Source organism: Corallococcus sp. 4LFB (assembly GCF_046520365.1).
GTDB classification, from domain to species: Bacteria; Myxococcota; Myxococcia; order Myxococcales; family Myxococcaceae; genus Corallococcus; species Corallococcus caeni.
Window position 1 is genome coordinate 1 of sequence record NZ_JBKGHJ010000161.1, and the last position, 16,145, is coordinate 16,145.

17 protein-coding genes and 3 pseudogenes are annotated in these 16,145 nt (G+C 71.0%); 13 read left to right on the top strand and 7 right to left on the bottom strand.

Annotated elements, in window-relative coordinates:
- Together ACLEQD_RS18760 and ACLEQD_RS18765 are read left to right on the top strand one after the other, a co-directional pair.
- Nucleotides 1–578: hypothetical protein (locus tag ACLEQD_RS18760; protein ID WP_410385687.1), on the top strand; the 578-nt coding region annotated here is incomplete at its 5' end.
- Nucleotides 579–695: 117 nt separating this feature from the next.
- On the top strand, nucleotides 696–1,262 hold the full coding sequence (locus ACLEQD_RS18765) for an FxsA family protein (protein WP_410385688.1): 567 nt from the start codon (nucleotides 696–698) through the stop codon (nucleotides 1,260–1,262).
- Here the strand turns inward: ACLEQD_RS18765 and ACLEQD_RS18770 are convergent.
- The 5 genes and pseudogenes from ACLEQD_RS18770 to ACLEQD_RS18790 form a co-directional block, all read right to left on the bottom strand.
- Nucleotides 1,234–2,607, bottom strand: a complete 1,374-nt coding sequence (locus ACLEQD_RS18770) for a FecR domain-containing protein (protein WP_410385689.1) — start codon at nucleotides 2,605–2,607, stop codon at nucleotides 1,234–1,236. The genes ACLEQD_RS18765 and ACLEQD_RS18770 overlap by 29 nt on opposite strands.
- A 634-nt stretch (nucleotides 2,608–3,241) precedes the next feature.
- Nucleotides 3,242–3,337 (bottom strand): annotated as a pseudogene (locus ACLEQD_RS18775) (zf-HC2 domain-containing protein); the annotation flags it as partial.
- Entirely contained in the window at nucleotides 3,324–3,992 is a 669-nt protein-coding gene (locus tag ACLEQD_RS18780) for an RNA polymerase sigma factor (protein WP_410385690.1), read from the bottom strand. The pseudogene ACLEQD_RS18775 and the gene ACLEQD_RS18780, both read right to left, overlap by 14 nt.
- 513 nt (nucleotides 3,993–4,505) lie before the next feature.
- A complete protein-coding gene (locus ACLEQD_RS18785; RefSeq protein WP_410385691.1) occupies nucleotides 4,506–4,721 on the bottom strand; it encodes a hypothetical protein in 216 nt (71 codons plus the stop codon).
- 6 nt (nucleotides 4,722–4,727) lie between these two features.
- Entirely contained in the window at nucleotides 4,728–4,937 is a 210-nt protein-coding gene (locus ACLEQD_RS18790; protein ID WP_410385692.1) for a hypothetical protein, read from the bottom strand.
- Between the two features lie 93 nt (nucleotides 4,938–5,030).
- Between ACLEQD_RS18790 and ACLEQD_RS18795 the strand changes: the two are divergent.
- A pseudogene (locus ACLEQD_RS18795) lies at nucleotides 5,031–5,090 on the top strand (hypothetical protein); the annotation flags it as partial.
- Nucleotides 5,091–5,165: 75 nt separating this feature from the next.
- Nucleotides 5,166–5,411: a hypothetical protein gene (locus tag ACLEQD_RS18800; RefSeq protein ID WP_410385703.1), complete on the top strand. Its 246-nt coding sequence runs from the start codon at nucleotides 5,166–5,168 to the stop codon at nucleotides 5,409–5,411.
- A 17-nt stretch (nucleotides 5,412–5,428) separates the two neighbouring features.
- On the opposite strand, the gene ACLEQD_RS18805 is transcribed toward ACLEQD_RS18800, so the two are convergent.
- A complete protein-coding gene (locus tag ACLEQD_RS18805; RefSeq protein WP_410385693.1) occupies nucleotides 5,429–6,415 on the bottom strand; it encodes a class I SAM-dependent methyltransferase in 987 nt (328 codons plus the stop codon).
- Between the two features lie 51 nt (nucleotides 6,416–6,466).
- Here ACLEQD_RS18805 and ACLEQD_RS18810 point away from each other — a divergent pair, with 51 nt between their 5' ends.
- From ACLEQD_RS18810 to ACLEQD_RS18840, 7 genes and pseudogenes are all read left to right on the top strand, one after another.
- Nucleotides 6,467–7,228, top strand: a complete 762-nt coding sequence (locus ACLEQD_RS18810; RefSeq protein WP_410385694.1) for a crotonase/enoyl-CoA hydratase family protein — start codon at nucleotides 6,467–6,469, stop codon at nucleotides 7,226–7,228.
- Nucleotides 7,229–7,288: 60 nt separating this feature from the next.
- Nucleotides 7,289–8,433, top strand: a pseudogene (locus tag ACLEQD_RS18815) (cystathionine gamma-synthase).
- Nucleotides 8,434–8,611: 178 nt separating this feature from the next.
- Complete coding sequence (locus ACLEQD_RS18820) at nucleotides 8,612–10,459, top strand: discoidin domain-containing protein (protein WP_410385695.1); 1,848 nt, start codon at nucleotides 8,612–8,614, stop codon at nucleotides 10,457–10,459.
- Nucleotides 10,460–10,510: 51 nt separating this feature from the next.
- Complete coding sequence (locus ACLEQD_RS18825; RefSeq protein WP_410385696.1) at nucleotides 10,511–10,960, top strand: MaoC family dehydratase; 450 nt, start codon at nucleotides 10,511–10,513, stop codon at nucleotides 10,958–10,960.
- Between the two features lie 66 nt (nucleotides 10,961–11,026).
- A complete protein-coding gene (locus ACLEQD_RS18830; protein ID WP_410385697.1) occupies nucleotides 11,027–11,482 on the top strand; it encodes a hypothetical protein in 456 nt (151 codons plus the stop codon).
- 152 nt (nucleotides 11,483–11,634) lie between these two features.
- Complete coding sequence (locus ACLEQD_RS18835; protein WP_410385698.1) at nucleotides 11,635–12,030, top strand: hypothetical protein; 396 nt, start codon at nucleotides 11,635–11,637, stop codon at nucleotides 12,028–12,030.
- Between the two features lie 3 nt (nucleotides 12,031–12,033).
- Nucleotides 12,034–12,435: a hypothetical protein gene (locus tag ACLEQD_RS18840; protein ID WP_410385699.1), complete on the top strand. Its 402-nt coding sequence runs from the start codon at nucleotides 12,034–12,036 to the stop codon at nucleotides 12,433–12,435.
- 93 nt (nucleotides 12,436–12,528) lie between these two features.
- Here the strand turns inward: ACLEQD_RS18840 and ACLEQD_RS18845 are convergent, their stop codons facing one another.
- Entirely contained in the window at nucleotides 12,529–13,896 is a 1,368-nt protein-coding gene (locus tag ACLEQD_RS18845; RefSeq protein ID WP_410385700.1) for a pyridoxal-phosphate dependent enzyme, read from the bottom strand.
- 306 nt (nucleotides 13,897–14,202) lie between these two features.
- Here ACLEQD_RS18845 and ACLEQD_RS18850 point away from each other — a divergent pair, with 306 nt between their 5' ends.
- Nucleotides 14,203–15,243, top strand: coding sequence for an aminoglycoside phosphotransferase family protein (locus ACLEQD_RS18850; RefSeq protein ID WP_410385701.1), 1,041 nt, complete (start codon nucleotides 14,203–14,205; stop codon nucleotides 15,241–15,243).
- A 4-nt stretch (nucleotides 15,244–15,247) separates the two neighbouring features.
- On the top strand, nucleotides 15,248–16,145 hold an 898-nt coding region (locus ACLEQD_RS18855; RefSeq protein ID WP_410385702.1), incomplete at its 3' end, for a sugar phosphate nucleotidyltransferase.

The window sequence follows — 16,145 nt, forward strand, 5'->3', positions numbered from 1 at the left end:
AACGGGCGGCGTATACTCGCAACCCGCGTGAGTTACGAGTTGGTCCTTCAGGCGCGGGCGCCGGGCGCCCCCTTCGACACGGAACGGGTGGAGGCCCTGCTGGCGGCGCGCCCGGGGACGTCCGCCCGGACGGCGTGCGCGAGTGGGACCTGGGGGTGGGCGCCGTGGAGGTGCTGCCCCTGCGCGACGGCAAGCGGGTGGTGGGCACGGAGCTGCGCGTGCCGCTGGAGGACCGCGAGGAGCTCATCCGCGAGGCCCTGACCGAAGCCGCCGCGCTGGCCCACAAGGCCCAGCTCCGGCTGTTCGACCCGCAGCTGGGGCGGGTCCTCACGGGCTCCGACACGGAGATGGTGGTGGAGCAGTACCTGCGCACGGAGCTCTACCGGCGCACCGCGAAGCCCATGGAGATCACCCCCGGCCTGGAGGAGGCGATGAACCGGGCGGAGCGGGTGGACTCGCTGGGCCTGCCGTCCGAGCGCATGTCGCTGTCGACGCGGCTGGTGCTCTTCGCGGTGGGCGGCTTCGCCATCCTCTTCTTCGTGATGCGCTTCCTGATGGGGCAGCTCAACGGCGAGTGAGCCGGGCGGGGGCCACCCCACGGGGCGGCGGCGACCCTGGCAGGCGCTCACCGCCGGGAACACGCGTTGTCCGGCTGGCAATGAGCGCGGGAGTGAATCTGGCGTTAACGTGCCAGCGTGCTCAAGGTCCTCGTCATCGTCTGCATCCTGTTGCCCCTGGCGGAGCTGTACCTGCTGATCACGCTGGGGCACCACATCGGCTTGGGCGCCACGCTCGCGCTGCTGGCGGGCTCCGCCGTGCTGGGAAGCCTCATCGCCCGGAGGCAGGGCGAGCGGGTGTTCCGCAACTGGCGTGAAGCCATGGCTGGCGGCGGCGTGCCCGAGGAGGGCCTGCTCAACGGCGTGCTGATTCTGGTGGGCGGGGCGCTGCTCATCGCGCCGGGGTTCATCTCGGACGTGATGGGGCTGGCGCTGATGGTGCCGCCGGTGCGCCGCTGGATGACGGCGCGGGTGCGGCGCTCGCTGGAGCAGACGCTGCAGTCGGGCGCCGTGCGGTTCACGCAGTTCGGTGGCGTCGGGCCCATGCCGGGCGAGGACCCGTTCCAGGACGCCCGGCGCTTCGATTCGCAGGAGGCGCCCGCGACGGCGGAGCCCTCGGAGGGCCCCGCGACCTTCCGTCGCCCCCGGAGCGAAGGGGGCGAGGTGGACGCGGAGTTCACCAGCGACGAGGAACCCCGGGGCTGACGGGCGTCCGCTGCGGCGAGCCGTTCCACCGCGGCGTGACGGGCGTGGGGACCGGCAGGGGCGCGGGGGCCCTCGCGGGTGCGCCCGGCTGCGGCTCGGCGGACAGGCCCAGGGCGATGCGGGCCTCGGTGGCGTAGCGGCCGTTGGGGAACTCGCGGAGGTACTGGCGGAACTCGTCCTCCGCGTCCGAGGGCTGGTGCTGCTTGTTGAAGCAGCGGCCGCGCAGGATGCGGGCCTCTTCCCGGTGGCCCGTGCGCGGGCTGGCGACGGCGATCTCCCCGAGCCCCACGAGGAAGCGCCCGCACGTGGCGGCGGCGGTCTGCACCTTGGCGTAGCCGAGGAACCGCTCGTCGGAGTCGTCCGACAGGAGTCCGCCCGGGACGAGCGCGCCCAGCGTCTTGCGCTTGCGCGGCTCCGTGGGAGCGGCCGGGGCCATGGACGGAGCCTGCACGGCGCCCGGCGTCGGCAGGGGCGCGGAGGACGCGAGCGAGCCCGCCGGCGTGCCGGGGTAGGGCACGAAGTCGTCGGACGGAGAGGTCTCGTTCGGAGTCACGGCCACCGCCTGGGGAATCTCCGTGTTGGCCGCCTGCGCCTGGGCCGGAGCGCTCTCCAAGGGATTGGAGGCGGTGGCAACGGATTGGCGCGGGGTCTCCGGGGCAGGGGAGTCCGGCGTCACGTTGGCGATGGCCTGCGACGGTGCGGCGGCGTCCTCCACGGGCGGCGTGCCGGGCGCGGGCGCATCCAACGGATTGGCAGCCGTGGCAACGGACTGGCGCGGGGCGCTGCCGCCCTCCGGTCGTGGAGGGGCCTTCTTCGTGGGCAGGACGCTCGCGACCGCGGGGCCCGGTTCGGCGGCGCGCAGGGCGCGGAACGCCTGCCGGTCTCCGGCGGAGAGGGCGCGGGGCTTCATGGCTTCGCCCGTGCCAGCGAGCTCCACGCGTTCACCCGCGTCCACGAAGCGCGGAGGCTGGCCCTCCGCGTCCACGCGCACGCGTCCTTCCAGGACCGCCACCGCGGCACCGGTCGCCGTGCGCTCCACCGAGAAGACCGTCCCCACGACGGAGACGCGCAGGCCGGCGGACTCCACGAGGAACGCCTCGCGCTTCGCATGAGAGGCACTCACGGAGAGCCGTCCCTGCTGGACGGTCAGGTGCACGGCGTTCGGCTCCGCGCGCGCGAACACCACGTCCGAGTCCGCCGACAGCCGCACCCGGCTCGCATCCGGAAGCCGCAGCACCGCCGAAGCCTTCGGGGGCGTCCGCACCGCCATGCCGGAGCGAAGCCGCATCCCGGCCGCCAGCGCATGCTCCGAACCGGAGGCCTCCCGCAGCACCGCGCCGCTCACGCGCTCCGCCTCCGTGGTGGACGCAGCCTCCGGCCGGACCGCGACCGCCTCTTGCTTCTCGGAGGCTGGCTCCGGCCGGACCGCGACCGCCTCGTGCTTCTCGGACGCAGCCTCCGGCCGAACCGCGACCGCTTCTTGCTTCGCAGGCGTCAGGTCCGGGCGGGCCGCGACCGCTTCTTGCTTCGCAGGCGTCAGGTCCGGGGGGACCGCGACGGCTTCCTGCTTCCCAGGCGCTCCCGCTGGCTGCACCGCGACCGCCTCTTGCTTCCCAGGCGCCACTGTCCGGCCGGGCCGCGACGGCTTCTGCCGTGGCCCCAGGTTGGCCGGCGGCCTTCACCCCGGCCGGCGCGGTCTCGGGGCCCGAACCCGTCGCGATGACCGACGGGGCCTGTGTCCCGGCCTCCTTCCAGAGCGAACCGCCCAGCCACAGCACCAGCGCGACGGCGCAGGCCCCCGCGAGCGTCATCGCCCAGGGCGACAGGAACCTCGGCTCGCGCCGGGCCATCCGCTTCGCCGCCTGGGCCTTCAGCTTCGCCCCGGTCTCCTCCCACCGCACGGAGGGCTCCACCGAGCGCGCCGAGTGCAGCAGCGCCCGGGCCTCCACCACGCGCTTCCACTCCGCCGCGCACGCGGCGCACTCCGCGACGTGCGCCTCCACTCGGGCCTGGGCGGCCGCATCCAGCTCCCCCGCGGCCAGCGCCCACAGGGCCTGCGTCTCATGGCCGGCCATGGGAACCTCCCACCGGCCGGGCGACGACCAGACGCTGCATGGCCTCGGTGAACTCCAGTCTCGCGTGGTGCAGGCGGCTGCGCACGGTGTTGGCGGAGCTTCCCACGGCGAGGGCAATCTCGTCCGGGCTCATGCCGCACAGCTCGTGGTAGACGAAGACGATGCGCTTCTTGGGCTTGAGCTTCTCCAGCGCCGCCTCCACCAGCCGGGCCGCCTGACGACGCTCCGCGGCGCGCTCCGGGTCCTCGCCCGTGGCCACCACCTCCGGCGGGTCCGCGAAGGGGTCCTCCGGCCGGCGGCGCTTCCACCTCAGATGGCTGAGCGCCACGTTGGCGCACACCCGGTAGAGGAACGTCCTGAAGCGCGACTCGCCCCGGAAGCCCTTCACCGCCGTGAGCAGCCGCAGGTACGTCTCCTGGAGCAGGTCGTCCACCTCCACCCGGTTTCCCACCAGGTGGCGCAGCGTGCGCGCCACGTCCTGCTTCGTGGCCTCGTAGAGCTGCTCGAAGGCGGCCAGGTCCCCCTCCTGGATGCGGTGGACCAGGAGCCGCAGGTGGGCCTCGTCGGAGGAGGCCGGAGCGCGCGCGCCCACCACGCCCACGCCGGACTCCGGCGGGGCCGCGGAGGCCCACGTGCGCGCTCCTCGGCTGAACACCAGGGCTTCTCCTTCAGGGCGACGCCGGACGTCCCCTTCCTCCAGGAACGCCCTCCAGTCTGTGTCGGTGGTCCAGACGAGCACACTGCCTCCGTGCCCCTGGGTCTCCGGAGAGACGAAAAAAGATCAAAATTATTTGATCAATCCGGCCCCCTCTTGCGTCGAAGGCTCTCGAAATCGGATGACCCCCCCGGTGGCCGGTCCGGACCCATCCCATTCCTTTGGAGCCCCCACTCATGAGGAACACCACGCTTCGCGGCATGTTGTACGTGCCGTTCCTTGCGCTGTTAGGCCTGCTGTCGGGTTGCATCCTCGAGACGAGCGGCGGCGGGTACTGGCCCGACGACGACTACGACACCAGCTACGGCTGCTCCTCCACGTCCGACTGTGGCTCCAACCAGTACTGTCACTCCGGCAGCTGCTGGACCTGGGCTCCAACTCCCAGACCTGCGTGTACTCCAGCGAGTGTCCCGGCACGCAGATGTGCATCAACGGCTGGTGCGCCCAGTCCTGCTACCGCGACTCGGAATGTGGCGCGGGCGGCCGCTGCAAGGACAACTTCTGCACCACCACCACCGGCACCACGGACGGCGGCACCAAGACGGACGGCGGCACCAAGACGGACGGCGGCACCCGGCCGGACGCGGGCACGGACGGCGGCACGAAGCCGGACGCGGGCACGGACGGCGGCTCCGCCCCCACCTGCCGGGTCAATACTGACTGCGGCACGGACAGCTACTGCATCAACGGCACCTGCCGGAAGGAGTGCGACAGCGACGACAAGTGCGGCCCCGGCGGCGTGTGCTTCCAGGGCCTGTGCCAGACGCCGCAGCCGGACCCGAACGCCTGCACCACGGAGGCCCAGTGCCCCAACGGCCGCGACTGCGTGAACGGCCAGTGCCGCGCGCCCTGCACCTCCACGACGGAGTGCTCGGCGGACACCAAGTGCGAGGTGGGCTACTGCCTGCCGATTCCTGCCGGCGGCCAGTGCCAGGCCAACTGCGAGTGCCCGGCGGGCCAGGTCTGCACCAGCGGCCAGTGCAAGTCGCCGCAGCCGACCCGGGCCAGGCGTGCCAGGCCAACTGCGACTGCCCCTCCGGCCAGACGTGCACCAACGGCTACTGCAAGCTGCCCACGCCGGACGCGGGCTCGGGGAGCAACTGGTCCTGCACGGTGAACTGCGAGTGCCCGTCCGGTGAGGTCTGCACCAGCGGCAAGTGCAAGCTGCCCCCGGCGCAGCCCTCCACGGACGCGGGGACCACCGGCACGGTGTGCCGCGCCAACTGCGAGTGCCCGGCCGGCCAGATGTGCGCGAGCGGCCAGTGCAAGCCGGTGAACCACGGCTCCGGCAAGGTCTGCCAGGCCAACTGCGAGTGCCCGTCCGGCGAGCGCTGCCAGGACAACGTCTGCTGGCTGTAGCCGTCAGCGGCTGACGCTCACCGCGAGGGGGCCACCATGCGCCAGCAGCGGTGGATCTCCTTGCGGTGGAAGTCCTCGGGGATGGAGCGGGGGGTGAGTTCCTCCACCTTCTCCATGCCCCGGGTCGCGGAGTCCTTCAGCTCGAAGCCCAGGAAGTTGGTGGAGAAGTAGAGGACGCCTCCGGGGGCCATGAGCGCCCGGAGGTGTTCCAGCATCCGCACGTGGTCGCGCTGCACGTCGAAGGTCCCCGACATCTTCTTCGACGTGGAGAACGACGGCGGGTCGCAGACGATGAGGTCGTAGCGGTCCTCGCCGTGCTTCGCCTGGTCTTCCAGCCACGCCTTCGCGTCCGCGCGGATGAGCACGTGGCGCGGGTCCGCCAGGCCGTTGAGGACCAGGTTGTCCTCCGCCCAGTCCAGGTACGTGTTGGACAGGTCCACGCTCACGCTGTCCGCCGCGCCGCCCGCCGCCGCGTACACGGTGAACGCGCCGGTGTACGCGAAGAGGTTGAGGAAGTGCTTCCCCTTCGCCTCGCCGCGCACGCGCGCGCGGGTGTTGCGGTGGTCCATGAAGAGGCCGGTGTCCAGGTAGTCGCCCAGGTTCACCCAGAACTTGAGGCCCTGCTCCTCCACCACCAGCCGCTCGCTGCCCTCACCCACGCGGCCATACTGCGAGCGGCCCCAGGGCTGGGGCGTGTGCGTCTTCACGGACGTGCGCTCGGGCGGCACGCCCAGCACGGAGGTGACCGCGGCGAGCACCTCCGCGCGGTCGGCGTCCGCGTTCGCGCCCTTCGCGTGGGCCTTGCGGCGGGGGAACTCCACGACGTGGGCGTGGTCGCCGTAGAGGTCCACCGCGTAGGAGTACTCGGGGATGTCCCGGTCGTAGACGCGGAAGGCGGTGAGCCCCTGCGCGCGCGCCCACTTGCGCAGGCGCTTCGCGTTCTTGCGCAGGCGGTTCTCGAACATGCCCGCGCCCGGTGTGTCCTCTTTGCCTTCGTCCGCCATGCGCCCCCTCATATTGCAGGCCGCCCCGGGGGCGGGGGAAAACCCGTGCCCATGAGCGTGCGCGTCGAGAAGAACGGCCCCGTCACCACCGTCATCCTCCACCGGCCGGAGGTCCGCAACGCGGTGGACGCCAGCACGGCCCAGGCGCTGGCGGACGCCTTCCGTGCCTTCGACGCGGACCCCGACGCGCGCGTGGGCGTGCTGTACGGCGACGCGGGGACGTTCTGCGCGGGCGCGGACCTGAAGGCCGTGTCCGAGGGTCGCCTCCTGCGTCTGGAGCCGGACGGGGACGGGCCCATGGGGCCTTCGCGCCTGCGGCTGTCCAAGCCCGTCGTGGCCGCCATCAGTGGCCACGCGGTGGCGGGCGGCCTGGAGCTGGCCCTGTGGTGTGATTTGCGCGTGGCGGAGGAGGACGCGGTGCTGGGCGTCTTCTGCCGCCGCTGGGGGGTGCCCCTCATCGACGGGGGCACCGTGCGCCTGCCCCGGCTGATTGGCCTGTCACGCGCCCTGGACCTCATCCTCACTGGCCGCCCTGTCTCCGCCGCCGAGGCGCTGGGCATGGGCCTGGTCAACCGCGTGGTGCCGAGGGGCGAGGCCCGGGCCGCCGCCGAGGCGCTGGCCGCGCAAATCGCCGCCTTCCCCCAGGCCTGCATGAACGCGGACCGGGCCTCCGCCTACGCCCAGGCCGACCTGGCGTTCGAAGACGCGATGCGCCAGGAGTTCCAGGGCGGGGTGGAGGTGCTCCAGACGGAGTCCATCCCCGGGACCACCCGGTTCGCCCGGGGCGCGGGCCGGCACGGGCGCTTCGAGTAGGACCCCGGAACAGGGGCGGGGACGCTGCGCGGCCGGTGGGACTGTGTTAGGTCGCGGGCCATGCGCTTCGACACGCTCGCCATCCATGCCGGCCAGGAGCCGGATCCCACCACGGCGCCATCATGACGCCCGTCTACCTGACCTCCACCTACGTCCAGGACGGGCCGGGGGAGCACAAGGGCTACGAGTACAGCCGCACGCAGAACCCCACGCGCAAGGCGCTGCAGGACTGCCTGGCCGCGCTGGAGGGCGCGAAGTACGGCGCCGCGTTCGCGTCCGGCCTCGCCGGCACGGACATGCTGATGCACATGCTGGAGGCCGGTGACCACGTCATCGTCTCCGACGACGTGTACGGCGGCACCTTCCGCATCTTCGACAAGGTGTTCAAGCGCTCCGGCCTGAACTTCTCCTTCGTGGACCTCTCCAAGCCGGAGAACTTCGAGGCGGCCATCACCCCGAAGACGAAGATGGTCTGGGTGGAGACGCCGACGAACCCGATGCTCAAGCTCATCGACCTGGGCCGCATCGCCGAAATCGCCAAGAAGCGCGGCATCCTGTCCGTCGCGGACAACACGTTCATGACGCCGTACTTCCAGAAGCCGCTGTCGCTGGGCTTCGACGTCGTGGCGCACTCCACGACGAAGTACCTCAACGGCCACAGCGACGTGGTGGGCGGCTTCGTCTGCACCAGCCGCGACGACGTCGCGGAGCGGATGTACTTCCTGCAGAACGCGGTGGGCGGCGTGTCCGGCGCCTTCGACAGCTTCCTCGTGCTGCGCGGCGTGAAGACGCTGCACGTGCGCATGGACCGCCACGCGCAGAACGCGATGAAGGTGGCCCAGTACCTGTCCACGCACAAGCAGGTGAAGAAGGTCACCTACCCGGGCCTGGAGACGCATCCGCAGTATGCGCTCGCCAAGCAGCAGATGACCGGCTTCGGCGGCATGCTGACGTTCGACATCCACGGCGGCCTGGAGGCGGCGCGCACCTTCCTCAAGACGGTGAAGGTCTTCGCCTGCGCCGAGTCCCTGGGCGGCGTCGAGTCCCTCATCGAGCACCCCGCCATCATGACCCACGCCTCCATCCCCAGGGAGACGCGGGAGAAGCTGGGCATCGCGGACGGCTTCATCCGCCTGTCCGTCGGCATCGAGGACGCGCAGGACCTCATCGACGACCTCGCGCAGGCGCTCGAGCGCGTGAAGTAGTCCCGGCGCGCACGCCCCGCTGAAACCCCAGGGCCTTCACGCTCCCCACACCGGGCGCGTGGAGGCCCTGTGTCGTTTCCAGACCCCGCGCGCGCCTCACGCCCGCCTCCGCCCCAGGCAGCCGGCCTGCCCTCCGGTGCAGGGGGAATGTTGGCTGCTGCACAACGTTCCCGCCGCGATGCGTAACCGACTGCTTGTCTCCACCTGCCTTCTGGGCGCGTGCCTCGCGACTGGCTGCGAGTCCCCGCCCGCTTCCACCGACTCCGACCTCCCTCCCGTCGCGCTGCCGGAGGCGCTCGCCGCGTCCAACTGCAACCAGCTCGTCACGAAGGCGGTGACGGCCAGCGGCGACGACGGCAACGTCCCCGCCAACACGCAGGACGACGACCTGGCCACGCGCTGGAGCGCGCAGGGGACGGGCGTCTGGCTTCAGATGGACCTGGGTTCCTCGCAGACGCTCACGGGCACCACCCTCGCGTGGCACCGGGGCAACGAGCGCCAGAACCACTTCGTCGTCTCCACGTCCACCGACGGCAGCAGCTTCACCCAGGCGTACGCGGGGGACAGCGCGCTCACCACGGCCGCGCAGACGGTGGCGTTCTCCTCGCGCAGCGCGCGCTACGTGCGCGTCACCGTCAACGGCAACACGGTAAACGACTGGAACTCCATCGCGGAGGCGCGGGCGTGCTCGGCCTCCGCGCCGCCGTCCACCAGCGACTCCGGCCCCGCGCTGCCGCGCCTGCCGTACCTGCAGAGCGTGAAGCAGACGTCCGCCATCGTGGCCTTCCGCACCCCCAGCAGCTGCACCCCCACGGTGCGCTACGGCGAGGGCACCAGCCTCACGTCCTCCGTCAGCGCGGGCGTGTCCGGCACGCGCCACGCGGTGAAGCTGTCCGGCCTGTCCGCGGGCCGCACCTACGGCTACGTGGTGGAGGCCTGCGGCAGCAAGACGGGCCTGCGCTCCTTCAAGACGTCCACGACCTCCGCGGCCACGAAGGCGCACTTCACCGCGATGGGGGACTTCGGCACCGGCGGCAGCATGCAGGCGAAGGTGATGGCGGTGATGTCCACGCCCGCGTGGCGCTCGGAGCTGCTGCTGGCCCTGGGTGACAACGCCTACCCCAATGGCACGGACGCGGAGTTCCAGGCGCACCTCTTCACGCCCATGGCGGGCCTGCTGCGCGAGGTGCCCATGTTCGCCACGCCCGGCAACCACGAGTACGTGACGAACCAGGCGCAGCCCTACCTGGACAGCATGTACCTGCCGGCCAACAACCCGCAGGGCTCCGAGCGCTACTACTCCTTCGACTGGGGCCCGGTGCACTTCCTCTCCCTGGACTCCAACTGCGCGGTGGGCCTGGCGTCCGCGGACCGGTGCACGCTCTCGGCGCAGAAGACGTGGGCGGAGGCGGACCTGGCGGCGAACACGCGCCCGTGGACGGTGGTCTTCTTCCACCATCCGTCCTGGTCCAGCGGTGAGCACGGCTCGCAGCTCACCATGCGCCGCCAGTTCGGCCCCCTGTTCGAGAAGTACGGCGTGGACCTGGTCCTCACCGGCCACGACCACGACTACGAGCGCAGCAAGCCCATGTACGGCGACAACGTGGCCTCCAGCACCCAGCGCGGCATCCCGTACCTCGTCGTCGGCAGCGGTGGCGCCACGCTGCGCGCCTTCGCCACCAGCCAGCCCTCGTGGACCGCCGTGCGCGACGCCGCGGCCTACGGCTTCCTGGACGTGGTGGTGGACGGCGGCACGCTCACCGCGCGGCTGATCACCTCCAGCAACACCGTGCGCGACACGCTGGTCCTCAAGAAGACGCTGCTGAAGTCCGCCACCCGCGTCCAGGCCAGCGCCCTGGAGGCGGACGAGGCCCAGGCGGAGGAGGCCCAGGACACGCCGCCGGCCCCACGGACGACCGCGCCGAGCCCGGCCGCGCGGCCCCGTGCCGCCCGCGGACACGCCGGAGTCCGTGGCCGACCCGGAGGAGCCGCTTCCGCAGTAGCCGCGAGGCCCGCCGGAGGGTAGGGAAGGGCGGAATGAACCGCCGGCGGGCCCGGCACCAACGGAAGGGACACCATGCGCTACTTCGAGGACTTCCCCATCGGCGAGGTCATGGAGCGGGGGCCGTACGTGGTGACGCGCGAGGAGATCCTCGCGTTCGCGCGCCAGTTCGACCCCCAGCCCTTCCACATCGACGAGGACGCCGCCGCCAGGAGCATCTACGGCGGCATCATCGCCAGCGGCTGGCACACCGCCGCCATCTGCCACAAGCTCATGGTGGAGGGCCTGCTGGGCAAGGCCGCCGGCATGGGCTCACCGGGCCTGGACGAGCTGCGCTGGAAGAAGCCCGTGCGCCCGGGCGACACGCTCACCGTGCGCATCACGACGCTGGAGGCGAGGCCCTCCGTGAGCAAGCCGGACCGCGGCGCGCTGAAGCTGGGCCTGGAGGTCGTGAACCAGCACGGCGAGGTGGTGATGACGGAGGTGGCCACCGCCCTCTTCGCCCGCCGCCCCCCGGCCCCCTAGCGATTCGCCCCACACTTTGAGTTCCAGGGCTGACCTGGGGTAGCAATAGGCCCAAAGGAGAAGCCCATGTCCAACCCCAACGAGGTGGTTCCTCCCCCGGCGCCCAGCCGGCTGAAGCGTCCCGTGGAAGTGGTGCGCGCGGAGCTGCTGGCCGACGCGGACGTGAAGCAGCAGGCGGAGATGCTGAAGATCCCGGTCGCGCAGTACGTGGAGAAGATCCTCGACTACGCCATCCACCCGGACAAGCCGCCCCAGCTGGAGATCATCCCGGACGAGGAGCTGAAGGCGCGCGACCCGAAGATCGCCACGGTGGAGGAGATCGGCACCCACCTGCAGAAGATCATCGACGGGGAGATCGTCATCAGCCCCGCCCAGCAGCGCGACGGCTTCAGCAGCGACAACAGCCACGAGCGCTACAGCGCCGCCCTGGGCTCCGCGAACAAGGGCGGGCAGACCGTGGCCCCCAAGCCGGGCGCCGCCGTGAACCCGGCCGACGCGAAGAAGGGCCCCATCCGGGGCTGAGCCGTCCCGCCAAGGCCCCGGAACTCCGGGGCTTTTTCTGGCAGTGGCCCGGATAATCAGGGAACCGGAAACTTCTCCGGCGTCCTTTCGAGAATCCCACTGTCAGTCTCACTTCGAGGGCCTGCGCGGCCCTCCCCGAAAAGGATCAGACCATGGGTGGCATCGGCAAGGCTCTCGGCAAGGTGATGGACGTCGTCAAGCCGTTCGTGACGATGGTGAACCCGCTCCTCGGCGCGGCGATGTCGTTCGCCAGCGGCCTGATGCAGGGCAAGAACCCCCTCCAGTCGCTGCTGGGCGCGGCCACCGACCTCATCCCGGGCGGCGGCGTGTTCAAGAACGCGCTGGGCGCGTTCGCCAACTCCGGCCTGATGGACGGCGCGGGCGGCAACAGCCTGCTGTCCGGCGCGCTGAACCTGGCGACGGGCAAGAGCAAGGTCACCGACATCCTCGGGGACCTGTTCAAGGCCAACAAGAACCCGCTCACCAGCCTGGGCATGGGCAACGCGACGGAACTCGCCGCCCAGAAGATGTCGACGTTCCTCTCCTAGTCCATGAAGCCCGTCCGCTTCGACCCCCAGGTCCACCACGAGCTGCTCAACCTGTGGCGCAAGCCATGGGAAGAGACGATGACGCCGGATGCCCTTCCGGAGTTCGGGTTCGTGGTGCCGGACAAGGCGGCGGGCTTCCTGTACCGCACGGACAGCTCCGTGGCGCTGATTGAAGGCATCATCGCCGCGCCCGGGCTGTCCAAGGAGGACCGCAACGAGGCGGTCAACGCCATCGTCGCCGCCGTCCGCGACGAGGCCCGGCGCCAGGGTTTCAAGCTGCTGCTGGGCTATTCGCAGCTCGACGCCATCAAGAACCGCGCGGAGCGCTTCGGCTTCATCCACGTCGGCACGGGCTTCCACATGGTGGCCCTGGACCTGACGAAGCCGGACCCCGCCGGGCTCTGAGCACACCGCACCGCTGAAGCACGACGGGCCCGAAGGGAGGATTCGCTCCTCCTTCCGGGCCCTCGGTGTTTTGGGGCGACCGCTCCCGCTGCTTTAGGCGGCGGTGCGGTGCAGGTGGTCGATGAGGTCGATCTTCGTGACGATGGCGATGACCGTCTCGCCGTCCTTCACCACGGCCACGTTGTCGCGCGCGAAGATTTCGCGCAGCCGGTCGATGCTGGCCTCGGCGGACACCGCGCCCTGGAGCGGGGCGACGATGGGGTCGATGGCGTCCTGGAACTTCACCTTGCTGGCCACCAGGGCGTTGAGCAGGTCGTACTCGTGCACCATGCCCACGGCGCGCCCGTCGTCGGACACCACCGGCATCTGGCTGATGCCGTGGCTGCGCATCGTCTCCACCACGCGGTCCACGCGGTCACCGCGCCTGGCCGTCTTCAGCTCGCGGGGCTTGGCGCCGATGATGTCGCGCACGGTGCCGGCGCCCTTCTCCTGCATGAAGCCGTTGTCGCGCATCCACTCGTCGGAGTGGAACTTGCTGATGTAGCTGCTGCCGGAGTCCGGCAGGACGACCACGATGGTCTTCCCCTTGCCGACCTCCTTCGCCAGCTGCACCGCCACGTGCACCGCCGCGCCGGACGAGCCGCCCGCGAAGATGCCCTCCTCGCGCGCCAGCCGGCGCGCGGCGTTGAAGCACATGCGGTCATCCACCTGCCGCACGTCGTCCACGACCTTGAAGTCCATGGCGCCGCAGAGCATGTCCTCGCCGATGCCCTCGACCTTGTAGACGTGCGGCTCGGTGAGCTTGCCCGTCTTGAAGTAGCCCTCGTAGACGGAGCCCTCCGGATCCACGCCGATGTTCTTCAGGCCGGGGATCTTCTCCTTGAGGAACTTGCCGGCGCCGCTCATGGTGCCGCCGGTGCCCAGGCCGGACACGAAGTAGTCGAACTTGCCCTCGGTCTGCTGGAAGATCTCCGGACCCGTCGTGTGGTAGTGCGCCTCGATGTTGTCCGGGTTGTGGTACTGGTTCAGCATGAAGGCGCCGGGCGTCTCCTTGGCCAGCCGCTTCGACGTCTCGTAGTAGCTGCGCGGGTCCTCCGCCGGGACGTTCGTCGGCGTGACGACGACCTGGGCGCCCATGGCCTTCAGGCGGTTGATCTTCTCCAGGGACATCTTGTCCGGCATGGTGAAGATGCACTTGTAGCCCTTCACCGCCGCGGCCAGCGCCACGCCCATGCCGGTGTTGCCGGACGTGTTCTCCACGATGGTGCCGCCGGGCTTGAGCTTCCCCTCCCGCTCGGCCTTTTCGATGATGTAGAGCGCCATGCGGTCCTTGATGGACGCGCCGGGGTTCATGAACTCGCACTTCACGAGCACGGTGGCGTCGTTCGGACCGACGAGCTTGTTGAGCTTCACCAGCGGCGTGTGGCCAATGGCGGTGAGGATGTTCTGTTGGATGTCCATCGTGCGTGGCTTCCCGGAAAATGGGGGGGTCGGGGCCTTATACGTGCTCCGCCCCGTCAGGGGGAACATGCCCGGAGGCATGGCCCTTCCTGACGCAGGATGCCGCGAACGGGTGGGCGTTTCCCCTTGCCCCCTCCGGGGTACGTCCCCCTGGCCTCGGAGCCGTGGGGCCCTGGGGCGCCTCGTCGCGTAGGCGACAGGGCAGGCGTCCGTCGGGCGAGGGGCCCACGCGGGCTTTGACCCGCCGCGCCGTGCCTCCGATACTCGCGGGCGCCGTTCCTTCCCCCTCCGGAGCACCCGCCCCCCATGGAACTTGAGGCCGCCCTTCGCGACCAGGTGGGACAGGCCATTGGCCGTCCCGTCCCCGATGCCCCCATCAAGAAGCTGAAGGGCGACGCGAGCAACCGCTCCTACTACCGCGTCGGCGCCGCCCCGGACAGCTGGGTGCTGATGGTGATGCCGCCGGACGCGACGAAGAAGAGCGAGGAGGCCACCAAGGGCGAGCCCCCGAAGGAGCTGCCCTTCATCAACGTCCACCGCTACCTGGAGAAGCTGGGCGTGCGGGTGCCGCGCATCCTCCGCTACGACGAGCCCGCCGGCATCATGGTGCTGGAGGACCTGAGCGACATCACCTTCGAGTCCGCGCTGGAGGGCGGCCGCCACAACCAGGCGCTCTACACGCGCGCGGTGGACCTGCTGGCGAAGCTGCGCGTGCAGGCGGAGAAGCAGCGCGACCCGGACTGCCTGGCCTTCACGCGCGCCTTCGACGAGGACCTGTACGACTGGGAGCTGCACCACTTCCGCGAGTGGGGCCTGGAGGCCTGGAGCGGCAAGCAGCCCACGGCCCAGGAGCGCGCGGAGCTGGACGCCACGTTCCGGGACATCGCGAAGCAGCTGGCCGCCGCGCCGCGCGGCTTCACGCACCGCGACTACCAGAGCCGCAACATCATGGTGAAGGAGGGCGAGCTGGTCGTCATCGACTTCCAGGACGCGCTCCAGGGCCCTCGCCAGTACGACCTGGTGGCGCTCTTGCGCGACAGCTACGTGGAGCTGGACCGCGACTTCGTGGACACGATGCTGGACCGCTACATCGCCACGTTCGAGCAGGAGAGCGGGGAGAAGATCGACGCGAAGGAGTTCAAGGCGTTCTTCGACCTGCTCACCATCCAGCGCAAGCTGAAGGACGCGGGCCGCTTCGAGTACATCCACCGCTTCAAGGGCAACCCGGGCTTCCTCGTGTCCATCCCCGCGTCGCTGCGCTACGTGAAGGCCGCGTTCGCGCGCCGGCCGGAGCTCTCCGGGTTGCAGAAGCTGGTGGCGAAGTACGTGCCCGAGCTGGCGGCCTGAGCCCATGAAGGCGATGGTCCTCTGCGCGGGCCTGGGCACGCGCCTGCGCCCGCTCACCGAGCGCTGGCCCAAGCCGGCCATGCCGTTCCTCGGGCAGCCGCTGCTGCGCTACCACCTGGCGGTGCTGAAGGCCGCGGGCGTGACGGCGGTGGGCATCAACACGCACCACCTGCCGGACACGATGGCGGCGGTGGCCCGCGCGGAGTGCGAGCGCGCGGGGCTGCCCCTGCACGTCGTGCACGAGCCCGTCATCCAGGGGACGGGCGGCGGCATCCGCGGCCTGCGCGACTTCCTCTCCGGCGAGGACTTCCTCGTGTTCAACGGGGACATCCTCTTCCCGGTGGACCTGAGGCCCGTGGTCGCGGCGCACCGGGCCTCCGGCGCGGTGGCGACGATGGTGCTGCTGCCCATGCCGGAAGGGGAGAAGTACGCGGCGGTGGAGGCGGACGCGGGCGGGCAGGTGCGCCGCATCGCGGGGCACGGGCCGGGCGGTGAGGGCCTCACGCCGTGGCACTTCACCGGCGTGCACGTGATGTCCCCCAGCGTGTTCGACTTCATGACCGCGGAGGGCCCCGAGGACATCAACCGCGAGGTCTACGTGCGGGTGATGCAGGCGGGGCTCCAGGTGCGCGGGCACGCGGTGGACGCGTACTGGTCCGACCTGGGCATGCCGTCGCGCTACCTGGCCACGGTGCGGGACGTGCTCGAAGGGCGCGTGCCGCTCCAGGCGCTGGGGAAGGACTCGCCGCTCGCGGGGCTGAAGGACGGCGCGGCCGGAGCATGGGTGCACCCGGAGGCCCGCGTCGCGGGCACGGTGCGCGGGCCCGTGTACGTGGGCGCGGGCGCTGTCGTGGAAGAAGGCGCCACCGTGGGCCCGGGCGTGTCGGTGGGCCGGGCGCGCG